Source organism: Acetobacter lambici (assembly GCF_011516885.1).
Lineage (GTDB): Bacteria > Pseudomonadota > Alphaproteobacteria > Acetobacterales > Acetobacteraceae > Acetobacter > Acetobacter lambici.
This window is the reverse complement of the sequence record NZ_WOTD01000011.1, coordinates 35291-52728: the sequence shown is the minus strand read 5'-3', so window position 1 is coordinate 52728 and position 17438 is coordinate 35291. Positions and strand designations below refer to the sequence as shown.

Genomic DNA, 17438 nt, shown 5'->3' with positions numbered 1-17438 from the left:
CCCCCTATAGCACAGGCCCGCCCCCCCTCCACCGGATTGTCAGCATTTTAATCCTGCCTGCACAGCCCCTATGGGCAGAGCCCTTCTCCGCATGACACTGCCATGGCTCCTTTGCCCGCACAGCCCAAAGCACAAGACAGCCAACCCCGGCTAGAACCCCACGCCAATCGGCACTAGACTATGGGTCTCTCCCCCTTTGGGGCGCTCCCCTTACGGGGGTTCATCTGCTTTTCAGGATTTTTTATGCGGATTATCAGATCCAGAACCGAACTGGCCACGCTGGTAGCCCAATGGCGCAACGCGGGCGAAACCATAGGGGCCGTGCCCACCATGGGTTCGCTCCATAACGGGCATCTGGCCCTTGTTAACGCATTGGATGGGCAGGCCACGCGCCGGATTGTGAGTATTTTTGTCAATCCGATCCAGTTCAACAACGCAACTGATTTTGAACTCTACCCACGCGGGCTGGAAGCGGATGCCGCCCTACTGGACGGCACCGGCAAGGTGGACGTGCTCTACGCCCCCGATGCAGCAGAGATGTACCCCCAAGGCTTTGCAACACGCATAATGGTGAGCGGGCTGGATGGCATGCTCTGCGGCGCGGACCGGCCCGGACATTTTGATGGCGTGGCCACCGTTGTGACCAAGCTGCTCCTCCAGACCGGGGCCGACATTGCCGCCTTTGGTGAAAAAGATTACCAGCAGCTCTGCCTGATCCGCCGCCTTGTGCAGGACCTTGACCTGCCTGTGCGTATTCAGCCCGTCCCCACGGTGCGGGAGGCCGACGGACTAGCCCTGTCCTCGCGCAATCGCAGGCTCACACCCCAACAACGCCAGCAGGCCCCTTATCTGCCAGCAGCCCTGAAGACCTGCATTGCAGATCTTCAGTCCGGCAAGCCAGTGAACACCTGCCTAAACACCTGCCACGAAAACCTGAAAAACCATGGTTTTAACGTGCATTATCTGGACCTGCGCACAGGTGATACATTGCTTGAAGCCACAAAGCCGGAACCCGGCACGCGCCTGTTTGTGGCCGCCAGTCTGGGCGACATCCGCCTGATAGACAACATGGCAGTTGCGTAAACATATTTGTACATAAGTCTTTTACACAATGGAGACCACAATGAGCATAACCCGCCTTGAGCCTGAAGAACGTCTGTGTGGCGCGGTCATTCACAACGGACTTGTTTATCTGGCAGGCCAGATTGCCGATGACGCCACACTGGATGCACAAGGGCAGATGGCTGATATTCTGCGCCAGGTTGATGCCATTCTGGCCAAAGCAGGCACAGATAAAAGCCGCCTGATTTCAGTTCAGATTTTTCTGGCTGACATGAACGATATGGCAGGCATGAACCGCGCATGGGACGCATGGCTGGACCAGAGCAACAAACCCGCCCGCGCAACAGTAGAAGCCCGACTTGCCGACCCGTCGTGGAAAGTGGAACTGACCGGCATAGCCGCCCAGCGCTGATACAACGGACGCACCCCAACCTGCGCCGCCCGTGCTGGCCATGCCACACGGGCGGCAGACAGACACACAAAAACAGGCGCAAAAACTTGCAGCCTGTTCATAAGGGCAGAACAATTTTTAGGGGGGGGAAAGTGTGGCTCCCGAAGTAGGACTCGAACCTACGACCCAGCGATTAACAGTCGCTTGCTCTACCAACTGAGCTATTCGGGAACAGTTATTTTTCAACCACTTGGCAGCATTTTGTGGCGCAATCTTTTGCAAGACGTGCCCCTCTGTGCTGCTGTGTGGGTGTATAACCACAACGCTTTGAGGGTGCAAGACCCTTTTTATATTACAAAATATTAATCATCGTTCCTGCCAAAATCGAACATGTCTCCTCCCCTGCCCCTCTGCATCACCACCCTGACGGGCAGAACCAAAAGAACGCCGCACGCGCCCTGTTCTTCCACACACAGGCAAATGTCTCACAGACATATAGCGCAACAGGACCGCCCCAAAAATTCAGAACACCACCGCCATACAAAGCCGGAATAACAAGCCACCTCCTCGCACATCCCCTGTGGCCGCAGCACCAATAGACGGTTTTTTTCATTTTCCGCCCCCTTAACCGGGACACCTCCTCCAACACGGTGTAAGAAAGGGGCATGAGCGCACCTGTATCTTCCCCCCTTTCGCGCCGCGCCCTGCTCTGGGGGGCCGGAGGTTGCGTTGCCGCGGGTGGCGTTGTGCTCCTGACACGCCAGCGGCACCCCCGCACACCCCGCAAACAGCCCGATGGTGTTTATCGCAAGCTCAAGATCGGCTGGCCGGAGGCCGCCATGTCCCCCGTGCTGGCTGCGGCTCTGGAGAAGAACTTTTTTGCCCAGTACAATCTGGATGTGGATCCCCTGCCCAACATCCATAACGGGCAGGAAGCCCTTGCAGCGCTGACGGAACAGAAAACCTCCTACGCTGTAGCTCCCGCACTGACGTGGCTCCAGCACCTGCATGCGGGCCTGCCCGCCCATCTGGTCATGGGGGTGCAGTCCGGTAGCCGCCGCCTGCTGGTGCGGCGCAGCAGCGGCATTACGCGGCTGGACCAGCTTATGGGCCGCAACGTGGCCGTGCCCGACCAGAATGCGGCGGACAAACTGTTCTTCTGTATTATGATGCGCCGTAAAGGCATGGATGCGCTGACCCACATTAACTGGGTCGATCTGCCCATCCAGCAGATAGAACAGGCTCTCCATGACCAGAAAATAGACGCCGTGGTCACGCATGATCCCGATGCGTGGAGCCTCCTCCAGAACCACCCTGACCTTGTATACGAACTGGTAGGCAGCGATACAGGGCATTACGCTGCCCGCACCAGCCTTATTCTGGGCGTTGCGGATACAGCGCAGGAAAAAGACCCAACGGCTGCCACCGCACTGGTGCTGGCCCTGCGTGATGCAGCACTTTGGGTCAATACCCACAGGGATGACGCCGCAACCCTGATAGCCGACAACGCCGCAGGCCTGCCTGCCACAAGTGCGCGCAACATGCTGCGTAACGAGCCGGTTATCCGCCCCCTTATGGGCCGTGGCCTGCGGGAGCAGATTGCGCAGTACTGCGATGAACTCCAACTTGTCGGCATGATGGCTGATGGCGAGGATTCCACAGCCCTCGCACGCAGCTATACGCTGAATGTGCTGCACGAATAATACCGCCATGCCCCTGCCGGTTAAACACCAGATTCAGCAGACCTTCCGCCTAACGCCGTAAAATATCTTTTGCAGCAAAGCCATGTTGCCTAATCCGGGGGACTAGCCGCGCCCCTGTTTGCGCGGCAGACGGACTTCGCTGGCCAGCACACCCAGAATAACCAGCGCCCCACCCACCAGTGCGCGCGCAGGCAGAACATCCCCCGCCAGACGGCCCACAAGCCCGGCCCACACCGGCTCGCCCGCGTAAATAAGCGTGGCCCGTGTGGGAGAAACCGTTTTCTGCGCCCAGTTCATGACCAGTTGAATAACGGCACTCATCGCCCCAAGGCCCAGACCGGGCACAACCCACCACCACGCAAAGGCAGGCACACGTTCACCCATCACAGGCATGGCCGCAAACGCCAGTAACCCGGCCACAAACAACTGCACAATCGCGACCCGAAAGCTGTTAATGGCGGGGGAGGCAAAGCGGCTGATCAGCACAACCTCCATGGCTATGGCTATGGCGCTGATCAGGGTCACGACCTCACCAAACTGGAGGTGCAGGTGCGCTATGGCCTGTGGGCCGGTCAGCAACACCAGACCAGAAAAAGCAAACAGCACCCCCAGCCAGACCATAAGGTGCGGTGGCCTGCGCAAAAAGAACCACTGCAAAAATGGCACAACAGGCACATACATGGCGGTAATAAAGGCGGACTGACTGCTGGAAATACTCCCCAGCCCCAAGGTTTGCAGCGCATAGCCGAAAAAGATGGCCACACCCACGCAGGCCCCCGCCCACACTTCCCGCATACTCAGATCCAGCAACAACCGACGGAACAGCAGCATGGAAAGCAGGGCCGCCGTGGTAAAACGCACCCCCACAAAAAACATGGCCCCCGTATAGCGCATGGCCGTATGCACGATCAGGAACGTAACGCCCCACAGAACGGTAATGCAGACCAGCGCCACTTCCTCGCGCGAGAAACTCCGGATTACTGCTCTCTCCCGCGCAGGCAGGGACTGGTCAGGCACGTTCAGGCACTCCTGCCCGGGCGATAAAAACAGCCCGGACCTGTTTTTATTTTAGACCGGCAACAAAGCGCGCCATACGCTGGCAGGCCTCGGCCAACACGTCGTCCGACGTCGCACAGGACAAGCGCAGATAGGGCGACTGCCCAAAGGCGCTGCCGGGCACCGTTGCTACATATTCCTCGTCAAGCAAAGCCGTTGCAAAATCATGGTCTGTCTCAAGCAACCGCCCGCCTGCCGTTGTGCGCCCAAGGCAGGCCGCAACACCGGGATAGGCATAAAAGGCCCCTTCGGGCATGGCGCAGGTCAGGCCCGGCACCGCACGCAGGGCCTGCACCACGTTGGTGCGGCGGCGGCTGTATGTGGCCACCATGGTCTGCACAAGGTCTGGCGGGCCATCCAGCGCGGCGGCGGCGGCGGCCTGCGCAATAGAGCACACCCCCGATGTCGCATTCCCCTGCACACCCCGCATGGCGGCGATCAGGTCGGCTGGTCCACCAGCAAAGCCCACACGCCACCCGGTCATGGCATAAGCCTTGGAGACACCATTGAGCGTAATGGTGCGGTCCTTAAGATCGGGGGCAATGGCGGCAATCGAGGCGGAATGTGTGCCATCAAACACAAGATGTTCGTAAATCTCGTCCGATAGAATCCACACATCGGGGTAATCACGCAGGACTTTGGCAATATCGGCCAGATCCTCCGCCGGGCAGATAGCCCCGGTCGGGTTGTTGGGGAAGTTCAGCACAACCCAGCGCGTGCGCGGCGTAAGAGCTTGGGCCAGCACATCCGCCCTGAGCCGAAAACCGTCTTCCTCCCTGCACGGCGCAAACACGGGTGTGCCCCCGAACATGCGCGCAATCAGCGGGTAACTGACCCAGTAGGGGGTCGGCACCACCACCTCGTCCCCTGCGTTCAGGGTTGCCATAAAGGCGTTGAAGATGACCTGCTTGCCCCCGTTGGAGACCATAATCTGCTCAGGCGTGTAATCCAGCCCGTTTTCCCGCGCAAACTTGCGGGCAATGGCGGCCTTGAGTGCAGGCGTGCCATCCACGGGTGGGTATTTGGTCTGCCCGGCCAGCGCGGCCTTATAGGCGGCCTCCACCACAGCGGGGGGCGTTGCAAAGTCCGGCTCCCCTAGAGCGAGGGAGATTACGGGCCTGCCCTCCGCCTTAAGGGCCCGGGCACGCCGGGCCATTTCTATTGTTGCGGGGGCGGGCAGACCGTTCAGGCGATGCGCAAAACTCCGGGCCATGGCTTATTGCAGGCCTTCACAGAATTTCTGGATACGGGTGCAGGCATCCCGCAGGCTCTGCGTATCGGTTGCGTAGGAAATACGCATGTAACCCGGATACATGAAGGCCGAACCATGGACGGCGGCAACGCCTTCCTCTTCCAGCAGTGCAGTTACAAAATCCTCATCCGTTTTAAGCAGTTTTCCACCCGGAGAGGTTTTTCCAAGGCATTTTTCAATGCAGGGGAACACATAGAACGCGCCTTGGGGCATGTCGCATTCCATGCCTTTGGCCTGATTGATCATGGCCACCACCATGTCCCGCCGCCCCTGATAGGTATCGACCATGGTCTGGATAAAGTCCTGCGGGCCGGTCAGGGCTTCCACCGCTGCGGCCTGTGCAATGGAGCAGGTGTTGGAGGTGGACTGCCCCTGCAACTTGTTCATGGCCTTTGTCAGTTCCACCGGAGCGCCGGAAAAACCAATGCGCCAGCCGGTCATGGCATAGGCCTTGGACACGCCGTTCATGGTCACGGTGCGGCTACGCAGGCGGGGTTCGACCTCCACAAATGTTGCGGGGCGGAAGCCATCGTACACCAGCTTGGCGTAAATATCGTCCGTAAAAATCCATACATGCGGGTGGCGCAGCAGCACATCGCACAGCGGGCGCAGGTCCTCGGCCGAGTAAGCGACCCCCGTAGGGTTGCAGGGCGAGTTGAGGAAAACCCATTTGGTGCGCGGTGTAATGGCGGCTTCCAGTTCGTCCGCCTGTAAGCGAAAACCGTTTTCGCGCTTGCAGGGAACAACCACGGGCACGCCTTCCGCCAGCGTGACAATATCGGGGTAGGACACCCAGCAAGGCGCAGGAATAATGGCCTCATCCCCCGGATTAAGGGTGGCCATCATGGCGTTGTAGATGATCTGCTTGCCACCGGTGGAAACAATCACTTCCTCCGGTGTGTAATCCAGCCCGCTATCCAGGCGGAAGCGTTCGGCCACGGCCTTGCGCAGTTCGGGCGTACCCGCCACATCCGTGTAGCGGGTCTGGCCCGCGGCAATAGCCTTTACGGCGGCCTGAGCAATGTTGTCGGGTGTGTTGAAATCCGGCTCACCCGCGGAAAGGCTGATAATATTCCGCCCCTCCGCCTTCAACGCCCGGGCGCGCGTTGAAATGACGATTGTCTGGCTAGGACTGATCCTGTTCAGGCGGTCAGCAACAAGGCTCATGGTTTTCTTACTTTCCGACACAATATTTTTTAAGACATCCTGCACCTGAGCGGGCAAAAAGCCCGACCTGCCGCGCGGATGTGCTGCTCCGGGGCGCACAGTAATCCTCTTCCGCTCAGGGCGGAACCGGAGATTCCACCTGCTCTATCTTTTTTGTTCTGCGCGGCTCCCTCCCCTGTCATGCAAAAACAGGGTCCACAGCTGGCGGGCCAAAGGCTGGCGCTAGGGCGCGCCACCACACGGCATAGCCGCAAACACGGCTTTGGCGCGCACCTGCGCCGCACTCAACCCGCTCTCCCGCATGGTGCGTACACTCAGTGCGCCATCACGCTTGGCCAGACGGCGGCCCGTGGCATCACACAGCAGCGGGTGGAACGCATAATGCGGCGCGGGCCAGCCCATAAGGGTCTGCAACAGCCGGTGCAGGCTGGTGGCCGGGCGCAAATCCTCCCCCCTTGTAACCAGCGTTACACCCTGCGTCGCATCATCACACGTTACGCACAGGTGGTAGGACGCGGGTACGTCGCGCCGGGCCAGAACCACATCTCCAAACAGTTCGGGCTGGCAGGTGCGCGGGCCATGGGCCAGATCGTGGTAGCTCAGTGGCCAGCCAGCGCCCCCTTCCACGCCAGCCCCCGCCGTGTTCGGGGCAGCCACCAGCGCGCGGGCCTGCTCCACAGCACGCGCCATGTGCAGGCGCAGCACATAAGGCTGGCCCGCCTGCATACGCGCCAAACGCTCGGGCGCTCCAATGTGGCGGCAGCGACCGGGGTACAGCACGCTTCCATCGGGGGCGGTATGGGGGGCGGAGAACATGGCCGCACTCTCCCGCGCAATATCCGAGCGGGTGCAAAAGCAGGGGTACAGCACGCCCATATGCTCCAGAGTATCCAGCACATTCCCATAAACCGCCATGCGCGCGGACTGGTGCAGAACAGGCCCGTCCGGCACCAGCCCCAGCCATGCCAGATCCTCCATAATGGCGGAGGCAAAAGCGGGCTTGCAGCGCTGGGGGTCTATATCCTCCATCCGCACAAGCCATTGCCCGTCTGGCTGCGCCAGCTCCCACCCGAACAGGGCAGACGCCACATGCCCCAGATGCAGCGCCCCCGTGGGGCTGGGTGCGAACCGGGTGACCCATTCTGTTTTACAATGTTCATAGTACTGTAATCGAATAGTCATAATGACCTTACCAAATGTCTAAGGCCGCCAAATATCCATGACTATTGCCCTGCATTTTCTTGCCACACCTTCTGACGTCTGCAATAGTCTTGGCGGTAATTATCTCGACGACGCACTTCTGCTGGCGGTCGGCTTGAGTTTTTTTGACCCCCTCGGAACTGTGTTCTCGTGCATATGGGGAGACACGTCTTGGCGGATGGCAGTACTCTAAACTACCCAGCCCTTGTTCTGAATGCAGACTTCCGACCACTTTCCTACTTCCCGCTATCCCTATGGGGGTGGCAGGACGCCATAAAAGCGGTGTGCCTCGACCGGGTTTCGGTCCTGAGCGAATATGACATGGAAGTCCACTCACCCAATCAGGCCTTCCGCCTACCCAGCGTGATTGCCCTCAAGGACTATGTGCCCGCAGCCCGCAAGCCGGCCTTTACGCGCTTTAATGTTTTTTTGCGCGACAACTTTTCCTGCCAGTATTGCGGGGAGCGCCACCCCACGCAGGAACTCACGTTTGACCACGTTATTCCCCGCTGCAAGGGCGGGCGCACAAGCTGGGAGAACGTGGTTACCGCCTGCGGCTGCTGCAACCTGCGCAAAGGACCGCACATGCCCCACCATATTGGCATGCTGCCCCGCCGCACCCCCGTGCGCCCCACATCGTGGGAGTTACAGGAAAACGGGCGGGCCTTCCCCCCCAACTACCTGCACAAAAGCTGGCGTGACTATTTATACTGGGATGCGGAACTGGAGGGCTGACCCCTCCTCTCCCCCTCCCCATTTACCGGGTGTAGGTGTAACCGTATTCATCCGCCTGTTTTTGCAGGTCCGGCGCGCCCTTAAGGTCAAGCGGCAGGGGTTTGGCCTTGGCCTCGCCCAGCACAAATCCGCCGTTGCTCATGCGCTGGCAGGTATTGGCCGCAAGCGGAAAACTCAAAAACATGGGACCAGCCATCTGCTTGTGCAGGCAGGTTATGTCCGTATCCAGCATGGGCACACGCCCGATCTCGGATGAACACCCAGCCAGCAGCAAGCCCCCCGCCACCATTACCCCCAGAGCAAATGTGTTTGTTTTCTGCGTCACGGACCAGCTTACCTTTGTTTTTGCCTGTACGAGCGGCCTTTTGCCACCGGTTGCTCCGGCGTAGCCCATGGTGCCATGCCCGGCCACCAACAACCAGAGAGCGCAGGTCACGCCCCCTTTCCGCTGGCTGCATGACACGCCACGGAGTTGTTCAGCTCACTTCGTAACCCGCGCCGCGAATGGCGTCGCGCAGGGAAGAAACACCAACACGCGCGGGGTCATACGTTACATTGACTTCGCCATTGGCCAGATTCACGTCCGTGCCATCCACGCCGTCAATTGCGGCCAGCGCACGTTTTACGGACGAAACACAACCGTCACATGTCATCCCTTCGACCATAAAGCTTGCTGTCGTCTGGCTCATTGCGTTTGCATCCTTTTTATCAAATTCCATACATGGCGCTTTTACACGGCCATTCTGCTTCTTCCATAACGCAACTCCACCGGGATGCGAAACAGAGATGTGCACCCCATACCTGCCCAAAAGCATGATATAAGGCCAATATGCCTCACTTTGTGCCCCCACAGCCTGCCACGGCACCCCAGCCCCCCCAGTGGCGGAACAGCTTTTTGCACCGGCTTATGCTGGCAACCCTGATCAGCCAGATGGAAAACCGCCTGCTGGCTGAAAGCAGCGCCACACGCACGCTGGAAGACTGGCTGCACGAGCACAAACTGCTGGATCAGCACCAAACCCTGCGCGCCGAGCGCGAGGCAGACGCACAGCGCCCCTGCCCCCCCGATCTGGCGGCAGCACTGGACATACCAGCCCACCACGGCACCAACGCCCTGCGCTACCGCAAAATTCGGCTTGTGGGGCACAACCACATTTATTCGGAAGCGGAAAACTGGTTTGTGCCACAACGCCTGACCAAAAATATGACGGACACGCTGGAGCAGACCGACACCCCTTTTGGCCGTGTTGTCTCCCCCCTGCGGTTCACCCGCCAACTCATCCGGCGTGAAACCCTGTGGTCCCCCCTGCCAGATTTATGGGAAACACAACCCCAGCCTCCAAACAGCAAAGAAGGGGCGGAGCCACTGGCCCTGCCCCTTCACCTGTTCCGGCACATAGCACTTTTGCGCACCCATACGGGCGCACCGTTCAGTCTGGTCGTGGAAACCTATACCCCACAGGCTTTTGCTTTTGGCCCGCCACCCCAGCCCTGAACACACCGGGCCGAGGCAGAACCAGCCGCCGGGCACACGACCCGGATGCAACTGATGCGGTTAAGAAGAGGTTTGGTTAAACCTCTTCCCCCATACGGGTCTTGTCCACAAAGGTTTCTGTCGCATCATCCAGCGCGCGGGTCTTACGTCCGCCCGGACCATGCACATACAGGTCGTTGCGGTCGATGTTGTCCACGGCATCGGGCTGCATGGGCATAAGGTAGCGTGCGGGGCGCTGGTGGTCGGCCAACTGCAGGTCGGGATTGAACACCGAGTTGAACTTCCACAGCATTTTTACAAAGTTGGTCTGGCCGTTCTTGAGCAGATTGACCGCAATCCCGGCTGTATCCTTGAGCGCCTGCCAGCCCATGTGCTTGGTGTTGAGCACCTGCTGGGTTTTGACCAGTTCCTCATAGAACTCGGGCAAAGGCAGCGTGGTGGGCAGCACGGCGTGCTGGATGTCAAACAGGCGATAGTCACGCGTGGTCAGGCGGCGCGCTTCCTTGTGCCAGATTTCCGTTCCCGGATAAGGGGTTGTGACGGAAATATTCACGATGTCAGGAATTTCCAGGCACCACTGCCGCACGGCCTCAAACCGCGCACGATCCCATGACGGATCGGCAATAATGTTAATGGCCACAATCAGCCCCAGCGAACGGGCGTATTCGAGTGCCTCGAAGTTCTTGTCGAGCGAGACGCGCTTGCGGAATTGCTTCAGCCCTTCCTCATCCACGGCTTCCATGCCGATGAAGATGTAGGAGAGACCGATCTCGCTCCAGACCTTGAACACTTCTTTGTTGCGCAGCAGCACGTCTGCGCGGGTTTCAAGGTAATATTCCTTTTTAATGCCACGCTTTTTAATTTCGTTGGCAATGGCCATGCCGTGTTCTTCATGCACAAAGGCCACGTCATCCACGATAAAGATACCGGGTTCCTTGATTTCCTCCAGCTCATCCGCAATCACCTGCGGGCTGGCTGTGCGGTAGGAACGGCCATAAAAGGTCCATGCCGAGCAGAATGTGCAGTCCCACGGGCAGCCACGGGCAAATTCGATGGAAGCGGCCGGGTCGAGCGTACCAATAAAGTACTTGTTGCGGTGGCGCAGCAGGTCACGCGCGGGGCGTACCTCGTCCAGCGATTTCACAAAAATGGGGGGCGGGCCTTCACCGTCCAGCGTGACTGTGCCCGGGACTTCCAGAATATCCTTGCCGTTCTGCACCGCATCCAACAGCAGGCCGACCGTGGCGTCGCCCTCGCCCTTGAGAATGCAGTTGACCGTCCCCTCGGAGAGTTCAAGCACGTCCTTGGCAATGAACGAGACGGAGTGACCGCCAATAAACTGGAACACCAGCGGAAAGCGGTAACGCGTTTCGCGGCACAGATCGAGGATTTCGGGCACATTGGCAAGGTAGCTGCCGGAATAGCACACCGCGTCGGGCTGGAATTCCTCAATCAGCTCCCAGTAATCTTCGTGCGTTTCGGCCTGAAGGTCGATAATCCGCACGTCGTGTCCGGCATTCCGCGCAGCACCCGCCACCAGTTCCATGCCCAACGGCTCAAGCCGTAGGAAAACCTTGGTGTACATCAGGGCGCTGGGATGAACCGCCAGAACTTTCATGACATTCCTTTCTGCCTACTGCGGGCCGGGAATGCGAACGGCATCCCACCTTGCCTCATAACGCTAGAGCATAAGAAATGGTTATATAAGGAATGCGTTAATATTGCCCTATCCTGCGGCCGGGTATCTCCCATGCACAAGACGTCTGGCTCGGCACTTAACCGCCATTGTAGCGCCCCCGACGTATGCACAAGGCACAACGCCGGGGTGTGACCTGACCGTATTAGGGCAGGATTTCCGTTTCAGCAAAGAAGAAGCGGATTTCGTTCGCTGCATTTTCCGCGCTGTCAGAACCATGCACGGAGTTTGCTTCAATGCTTTCAGCAAACTGGGCGCGGATGGTCTTGGGGTCGGCCTTCTTGGGGTCGGTCGCACCCATGACTTCGCGGTTCTTGGCAACAGCGTTTTCGCCTTCGAGCACCTGCACCACAACCGGGCCGGAGATCATGAAGGACACCAGATCGTTATAAAAAGGGCGTTCCTTGTGCACGGCGTAAAAAGCACCAGCCACAGCGTGGGACAGCTGCACGCGCTTTTGGGCAACAATGCTCAGGCCTGCATCTTCGAACACGGCGTTGATCTTGCCGGTCAGGTTACGACGGGTTGCATCCGGCTTGATAATGGAAAGAGTACGTTCTTTAGCCATAAGGCCCTCCTTGGGTATAAACGCAGATATCCGCCCTGATCTGGCGAACGTTCAGCGTTTCCATCTAGAGCATATCGGCGCTGGCTGGTAGGTACCACACAGAATGTAATCTATAATTCCAGAAGAAACGAGAGTTGCGTTGAGCCTGCTTGTCATCTCCAACCTTAGTCTGCGTATGGCTGGCCGCGTTCTGCTGGACCAGGCGAGCCTTTCCATAGACCCCGGTCGCAAGGTTGGGCTGGTCGGGCGCAATGGTGCTGGCAAGTCTACCCTGCTGGCCGCCATTGCGGGGGATATTGCCCCCGATGGGGGGGAAATCCGCCTATCCGCACGCGCGCGCATGGCCCGCGTCAAACAGGAGGCCCCAGCAGACGGCGCCAACCTGCTGGACACAGTTCTGGCGGGGGATACCGAACGCACGGCCCTGCTGGCCGAGGCCGAACAGGCCACGGACCCCATGCGCCTTGGCGAAATACACGAACGCCTGCGCGCCATAGGGGCCGACAGCGCCCCCGCCCGCGCCGGGGCCGTACTGGCCGGGCTTGGGTTTAGCGCGGAGGCGCAATTGCGCCCGGTGTCGGACTTTTCTGGCGGGTGGCGCATGCGCGTATCACTCGCCACCGCCCTGTTTTTGGAACCCGACCTGCTGCTGCTGGACGAACCAACCAACCACCTCGACCTTGAGGCCACGCTGTGGCTGGAGGACTGGCTCCGCCGATTCGCAGGGGCGGCCCTTATTGTCAGCCATGACCGTGGGCTGCTCGACTCCTGCGTGGACGCCATTGCCCACCTTGAGCGCGGCAAACTGAACCTGACCCCCGGTGGCTACGAAAACTTTGTACGAATCCGCACCGAGCAGGCGTTGCAGCAAAACCGGCAGGCAGAAAAAATTGCCGCGCGCCGCGCCCATATGCAGTCCTTTGTGGACCGTTTTCGCGCCAAGGCCACCAAAGCCAAACAAGCACAGGCCCGGCTGAAGGCACTGGAAAAACTGCCCGTAATCGACGCCGTGGTGGAAGATACGGCAGCCCATTTTGCCTTCCCCGAACCCGAACAGCTTCCCCCCCCCATTCTGAGCGTCAACCGCGCAAGCGTTGGGTATGACGGCACGCCGGTTCTGAGCAACCTCTCCTTCCGGCTGGATATGGAAAGCCGCATTGCCCTGCTGGGGGCCAACGGCAACGGCAAGTCTACCCTTGCCAAAATGATTGCGGGACGGCTTGGCGCGCTTGCTGGCGATGTGGAGCGCAACCCCCGGCTCAAGGTTGGGTACTTCGCCCAGCATCAGGCCGAGGAACTGCACCTTGACCAAACCCCGATCGACCACATGGCACGCGCTCTGCCCAAAGCGACCCCGCATGTGGTGCGCGCCCAGCTTGCGCGCTTCGGGCTGGATGTGGACCGGGCGGAAACCGCGGTCAAAGACCTGTCAGGGGGCGAAAAAGCCCGCCTGCTCCTTGCCCTTGCCACGCGTGACGCCCCCCAGTTGCTGATACTGGATGAACCCACCAACCACCTTGACCTTGATGCGCGTGATGCGCTGATCCGCGCTCTGGCGGATTTTGAAGGGGCAATCGTGCTGATCAGCCATGACCCGCATCTGGTGGAACTGGTGGCGGACAGGCTGTGGCTGGTGGCCGACGGTCATGTCACCCCGTTTGAAGGGGACATGAGCGAATACCGCACATGGCTGCTTGAACGCAGCCGCGCGAACAACCGCACAAAGCCCGACAGCGCAGGCCAAAACAGCCGCAAGGACGAACGGCGCGACCGGGCCGAAGCCCGCAAGGCGCTCGCCCCCTTACGCAAAATTGTGAAGGATGCGGAGGCCAAACTGGCCAAGCTGGCAACCGAGCGCGCAAAGCTTGAAGCCGCGCTGGCGGACCCAGCGTTGTACGCGGATGGCACGACAGCGGAAGTGACCCGCCTGAACACACGGCTGGCCGCCATTGCCAAGGAAGAAGCCGAAACGGAAGAACGCTGGCTGACCGCCGAGGCGGAAATGGAAGAGGCCGCAGCCACCGACCCGTAAGCACACACCCAGCACGATCAGCCGCGCCCTCTGGCCACGCTGGAGGGGACGCTGGGGGGCTGGGCTGGCCCTACGCCGTTATGGATGTTGTGGAGGTGTAATTGACGTCGTTCTCCTCAAGAACCTTGCGGAGAGATTTCAGGGATTCAACGTTCTGCTGGACGTTGATGGTCCCGTTTTTTTCTTCATAGTCCAGTAGCGAATCGATCATTGAATACATGTTGGATGAGCCACTCACGAGCTTTCCACCATTCACACCCTCAAATACAAACCCGTCCATCAGCGCCATTGTAACGCTCTGATGGAGCGAAATTTTGCCATCCGCAGTCAGTTCCCGCCTTGCGGATTCCATTTCCTGCGGGGTCATGTCGCTAAAGTTCAGGCCCAATGATTTTTTGTTCTGGCTCTGTTGTGCCGGGTTCGCTGTACTGTTCAGTATCTGGTAGGGACTGCTGACCTGCATCTTCACTCACCTTAATATTGAACCGTTTTTTGTAAGCGCATGTTCAATGGTTATGAAAAACAGGGACACAGGCCAAGAAAAAACTGCCCCCCCCTGCTTACGCAGCGCCACCTTCCATCTGCGCGGTTTTTCTGGCGTCCCGCTCCTCCACCCGCAGCGAGAGCAGGAAGAGCACCAGCCCCACGACCGAGAGCGCCATGCCAGCCCAGCCCGTGGCCTCCAGCCCAAAACCCACGGCCAGAACCAGCCCGCCCAGCCACGCCCCAATGGCGTTGGCAAGGTTGAAGGCGGCGTGGTTCATGGAGGCTGCAAGGGTTTGTGCATCTGCCGCCACATCCATCAGACGGACCTGCATGGCCGGGCCAATGGCAATGCCGCCACCAAGCATAAAAACAGCCAGCGCCGTCAGCCAGACCGAGTGCGCGACCAGCGCAAACAGCCCAAGGGCCGCCGCATTCCACAGAAAGGCAAAAATGGTCGCCCATTTCAGGTTTTTGTCCATCAGGTGGCCACCGGCCCACGCGCCCACGCACATGCCCACACCCCAGAGCGGCACATGGGTTACGTCCTGCAATGTCACGGAAAAGTAGGTGTACACGCAGAACATGCCACCACACCCGACCGCCACAGTACCCATGACGTACCAGACCTGCTTGCGCGAAAAAGCCCCCAGTTCGGACAGGGCCGAGCGCGCCCGGTTTGGCGGGTCATACGGCACCCATGCCAGCACCATAAGGCAGCACACCAGACCAATCAGACCAATAAACAGGTAGGACAGCCGCCAGCCAAAATAGGACCCGGCATAGGTTGCAAACGGCGCGCCCACCACGTTGGCAATGGTCAGGCCCGAAAAAACGCGCCCCACGGCCCGCCCCCGGTAACCACGCTCCACCAGCCCCGCCGCCACCAGTGCCGCAACCCCCATAAAGGAGCCATGCGGCAACCCGGTAATAAAGCGCGCCAGATCCAGCATGCCCAGCGTTGCGGCAAGGGTGCCCAGCGCGTTGGCCAGGGCAAACCACGCCATAAGCATGACCAGCAACTGCCTGCGCGACATCTGTGCCGCCATGACCGACACAACAGGAGCCCCCACCACAACGCCCAGAGCATAGGCGGAAATGGCTTCACCCGTGCGTGGAATGCTGGCGTGCATGCTATCCGCCATCTGGGGCAACAGCCCCATGGCCGCGAACTCTCCCGTGCCGATGGCAAAAGTCTCCACCGCCAGAGCGAGAATGGCCTTGGAGGCTGCTGCCAGTCCACCGTCGTTCCCGCCAGACATGTCTGTTCGTGCTCCTGCAACTGTCAAAGAATTTTCTTCTCACATCCGTGCGTGAATGGATAAGATTACACAAAAAAGTAATAAGTCTTGTGCTTACAGACTAACGAACGGACAGCCGTTACACAGCCTCTCCCGATCCTGAAAGAGTTTTCTTGCATGCCATCAGATAGCGGTTCCCCACCTCCACACGCGCCACGACTGGACTCCCCCGTTTTTGGCCCAGAACATATCGCCCGCATTCTGCGCCTGTGCGTGGGGGCTGTATGTACCGGCCTGCTCATCTGGCTTCTGGGCGATGTGCTTATGGTGGTCTTTGCCTCCGTGCTGTGCGCGGTGGTGCTGTATGGGCTGTCCAGTATCCTGCGCCGCCGCCTTGGCCTGTCGCACGCATGGGCGCTGTCCATTGTTGTGCTGGCCCTGCTCTGTAGCGCGGCCCTGCTGGTCTGGAACAGCGGCCCCTCCATTGTGAGCGAGGCAATCCGCCTGCAAGAAGCCCTGCGCCAGCAGGAAATGGCCCTGCGGGACACCCTGCAAGGCAGCCCCACCGGGCAGATGATCCTGAACTACCTGCCCGCCTCCCTTGGAGGGCACCATACCGGGGGGGATAGCGGGCTGGCCAACCTTGGTTCCCGCATTGCCGGGTCCATGACCGGCATTCTCGGCTCCGCTTTTGGCGCCATTGGCACGCTGGTGGTGGTGCTTATTGCAGGGCTGTACTTTGCCATGTCCCCCGCCACCTATGCCAACGGCCTGCTGCGGCTGGTGCCAGAGGAGCGCCGCCCGATCATTCGGCAGTTGCTGCTGCGCGCGGGGCAGACCCTGTGGGCGTGGGTTGCTGGCCAGTCTCTGGACATGCTGGTGGTGGGCACGCTCTCGGGTATCGGGCTGTGGTTTATTGGTGTGCCTTTAGCGCTCGCGCTGGGTGTGCTGGCGGGGATGTGTAATTTTATCCCCTATATTGGCGCCATTATGGGGGCCGTTCCCGCCCTGCTGCTTGCTCTCTCCCTTGGCACGCGAGAGACCATTATGGTGGCCGTACTGTACAGCGTGATCCAGTTTTTTGAGGGCAATGTGCTCGCCCCCGTTATCCAGCGCCATGCGGTGCAGATGCCGCCCGCCCTGACCGTGCTCTCCCAGACCCTGTTTGGGGCCATTCTGGGCTTCCCGGGGCTGATTTTTGCATCCCCCCTTACGGCGGTTTTGCTGGCAATACTCGATTCCCTCACAAAACCTCTAGCCGAAACAGACCGTATATGAAACATTTCCGCACTAACCCGTGACAAGAACATATATTTCTTGTAAGAATTCGGTAATCCGTTTGGGTAATTGGGGTCTG

17 protein-coding genes and 1 tRNA gene are annotated in these 17438 nt (G+C 59.6%); 7 read left to right on the top strand and 11 right to left on the bottom strand.

All coding sequences use genetic code 11. The features are described from left to right. Positions 1-243: 243 nt before the first annotated feature. Both panC and GOB86_RS07410 read left to right on the top strand, forming a co-directional pair. Positions 244-1083: a pantoate--beta-alanine ligase gene (gene panC / locus GOB86_RS07415; RefSeq protein ID WP_165991718.1), complete on the top strand. Its 840-nt coding sequence runs from the start codon at positions 244-246 to the stop codon at positions 1081-1083. Positions 1084-1123: 40 nt separating this feature from the next. Next, positions 1124-1474 carry a RidA family protein gene (locus GOB86_RS07410; protein WP_165991717.1) on the top strand — a complete coding sequence of 117 codons (351 nt, stop codon included), beginning with the start codon at positions 1124-1126 and terminating at the stop codon, positions 1472-1474. 134 nt (positions 1475-1608) lie between these two features. Here GOB86_RS07410 and GOB86_RS07405 read toward each other — a convergent pair. Beyond that, a tRNA-Asn gene (locus tag GOB86_RS07405) sits at positions 1609-1684 on the bottom strand. Between the two features lie 434 nt (positions 1685-2118). On the opposite strand from GOB86_RS07405, the gene GOB86_RS07400 reads away from it, so the two are divergent. Then, entirely contained in the window at positions 2119-3156 is a 1038-nt protein-coding gene (locus tag GOB86_RS07400; RefSeq protein WP_165991716.1) for an ABC transporter substrate-binding protein, read from the top strand. Between the two features lie 102 nt (positions 3157-3258). Here the strand turns inward: GOB86_RS07400 and GOB86_RS07395 are convergent, their stop codons facing one another. From GOB86_RS07395 to gluQRS, 4 genes are all read right to left on the bottom strand, one after another. Further along, positions 3259-4173 (bottom strand): DMT family transporter, encoded by a 915-nt coding sequence (locus tag GOB86_RS07395; RefSeq protein WP_253544002.1) that lies wholly within the window; start codon positions 4171-4173, stop codon positions 3259-3261. A 46-nt stretch (positions 4174-4219) separates the two neighbouring features. Continuing rightward, the gene (locus tag GOB86_RS07390; protein WP_165991715.1) at positions 4220-5425 is read right to left on the bottom strand and encodes a pyridoxal phosphate-dependent aminotransferase; all 1206 of its coding nucleotides are present in this window, start codon (positions 5423-5425) and stop codon (positions 4220-4222) included. Between the two features lie 3 nt (positions 5426-5428). Beyond that, entirely contained in the window at positions 5429-6631 is a 1203-nt protein-coding gene (locus GOB86_RS07385) for a pyridoxal phosphate-dependent aminotransferase (RefSeq protein ID WP_165991714.1), read from the bottom strand. Positions 6632-6853: 222 nt separating this feature from the next. Beyond that, on the bottom strand, positions 6854-7813 hold the full coding sequence (gene gluQRS / locus GOB86_RS07380) for a tRNA glutamyl-Q(34) synthetase GluQRS (protein WP_165991713.1): 960 nt from the start codon (positions 7811-7813) through the stop codon (positions 6854-6856). A 189-nt stretch (positions 7814-8002) separates the two neighbouring features. On the opposite strand from gluQRS, the gene GOB86_RS07375 reads away from it, so the two are divergent. Next, on the top strand, positions 8003-8566 hold the full coding sequence (locus tag GOB86_RS07375; RefSeq protein WP_025826712.1) for an HNH endonuclease: 564 nt from the start codon (positions 8003-8005) through the stop codon (positions 8564-8566). A gap of 22 nt (positions 8567-8588) precedes the next feature. On the opposite strand, the gene GOB86_RS07370 is transcribed toward GOB86_RS07375, so the two are convergent. Together GOB86_RS07370 and GOB86_RS07365 are read right to left on the bottom strand one after the other, a co-directional pair. Then, a complete protein-coding gene (locus tag GOB86_RS07370; RefSeq protein ID WP_165991738.1) occupies positions 8589-8855 on the bottom strand; it encodes a hypothetical protein in 267 nt (88 codons plus the stop codon). A 187-nt stretch (positions 8856-9042) separates the two neighbouring features. Beyond that, a complete protein-coding gene (locus GOB86_RS07365; protein WP_165991711.1) occupies positions 9043-9255 on the bottom strand; it encodes a heavy-metal-associated domain-containing protein in 213 nt (70 codons plus the stop codon). Between the two features lie 140 nt (positions 9256-9395). On the opposite strand from GOB86_RS07365, the gene GOB86_RS07360 reads away from it, so the two are divergent. Further along, positions 9396-10061, top strand: coding sequence for a hypothetical protein (locus GOB86_RS07360; RefSeq protein WP_165991710.1), 666 nt, complete (start codon positions 9396-9398; stop codon positions 10059-10061). 76 nt (positions 10062-10137) lie between these two features. Here GOB86_RS07360 and hpnR read toward each other — a convergent pair whose 3' ends face one another. Both hpnR and ndk read right to left on the bottom strand, forming a co-directional pair. Next, on the bottom strand, positions 10138-11679 hold the full coding sequence (gene hpnR, locus GOB86_RS07355) for a hopanoid C-3 methylase HpnR (protein ID WP_165991709.1): 1542 nt from the start codon (positions 11677-11679) through the stop codon (positions 10138-10140). A 223-nt stretch (positions 11680-11902) separates the two neighbouring features. Then, on the bottom strand, positions 11903-12325 hold the full coding sequence (ndk, locus tag GOB86_RS07350; protein ID WP_165991708.1) for a nucleoside-diphosphate kinase: 423 nt from the start codon (positions 12323-12325) through the stop codon (positions 11903-11905). A gap of 139 nt (positions 12326-12464) precedes the next feature. On the opposite strand from ndk, the gene GOB86_RS07345 reads away from it, so the two are divergent. Then, positions 12465-14357, top strand: coding sequence for an ABC-F family ATP-binding cassette domain-containing protein (locus GOB86_RS07345; RefSeq protein ID WP_165991707.1), 1893 nt, complete (start codon positions 12465-12467; stop codon positions 14355-14357). A gap of 70 nt (positions 14358-14427) precedes the next feature. Here the strand turns inward: GOB86_RS07345 and GOB86_RS07340 are convergent, their stop codons facing one another. Beyond that, positions 14428-14820 carry a hypothetical protein gene (locus tag GOB86_RS07340; RefSeq protein ID WP_194301124.1) on the bottom strand — a complete coding sequence of 131 codons (393 nt, stop codon included), beginning with the start codon at positions 14818-14820 and terminating at the stop codon, positions 14428-14430. Positions 14821-14917: 97 nt separating this feature from the next. Then, positions 14918-16102, bottom strand: a complete 1185-nt coding sequence (locus GOB86_RS07335; RefSeq protein WP_165991706.1) for an MFS transporter — start codon at positions 16100-16102, stop codon at positions 14918-14920. A 156-nt stretch (positions 16103-16258) separates the two neighbouring features. On the opposite strand from GOB86_RS07335, the gene GOB86_RS07330 reads away from it, so the two are divergent. Further along, on the top strand, positions 16259-17359 hold the full coding sequence (locus tag GOB86_RS07330; protein WP_165991705.1) for an AI-2E family transporter: 1101 nt from the start codon (positions 16259-16261) through the stop codon (positions 17357-17359). Positions 17360-17438 lie beyond the last annotated feature (79 nt).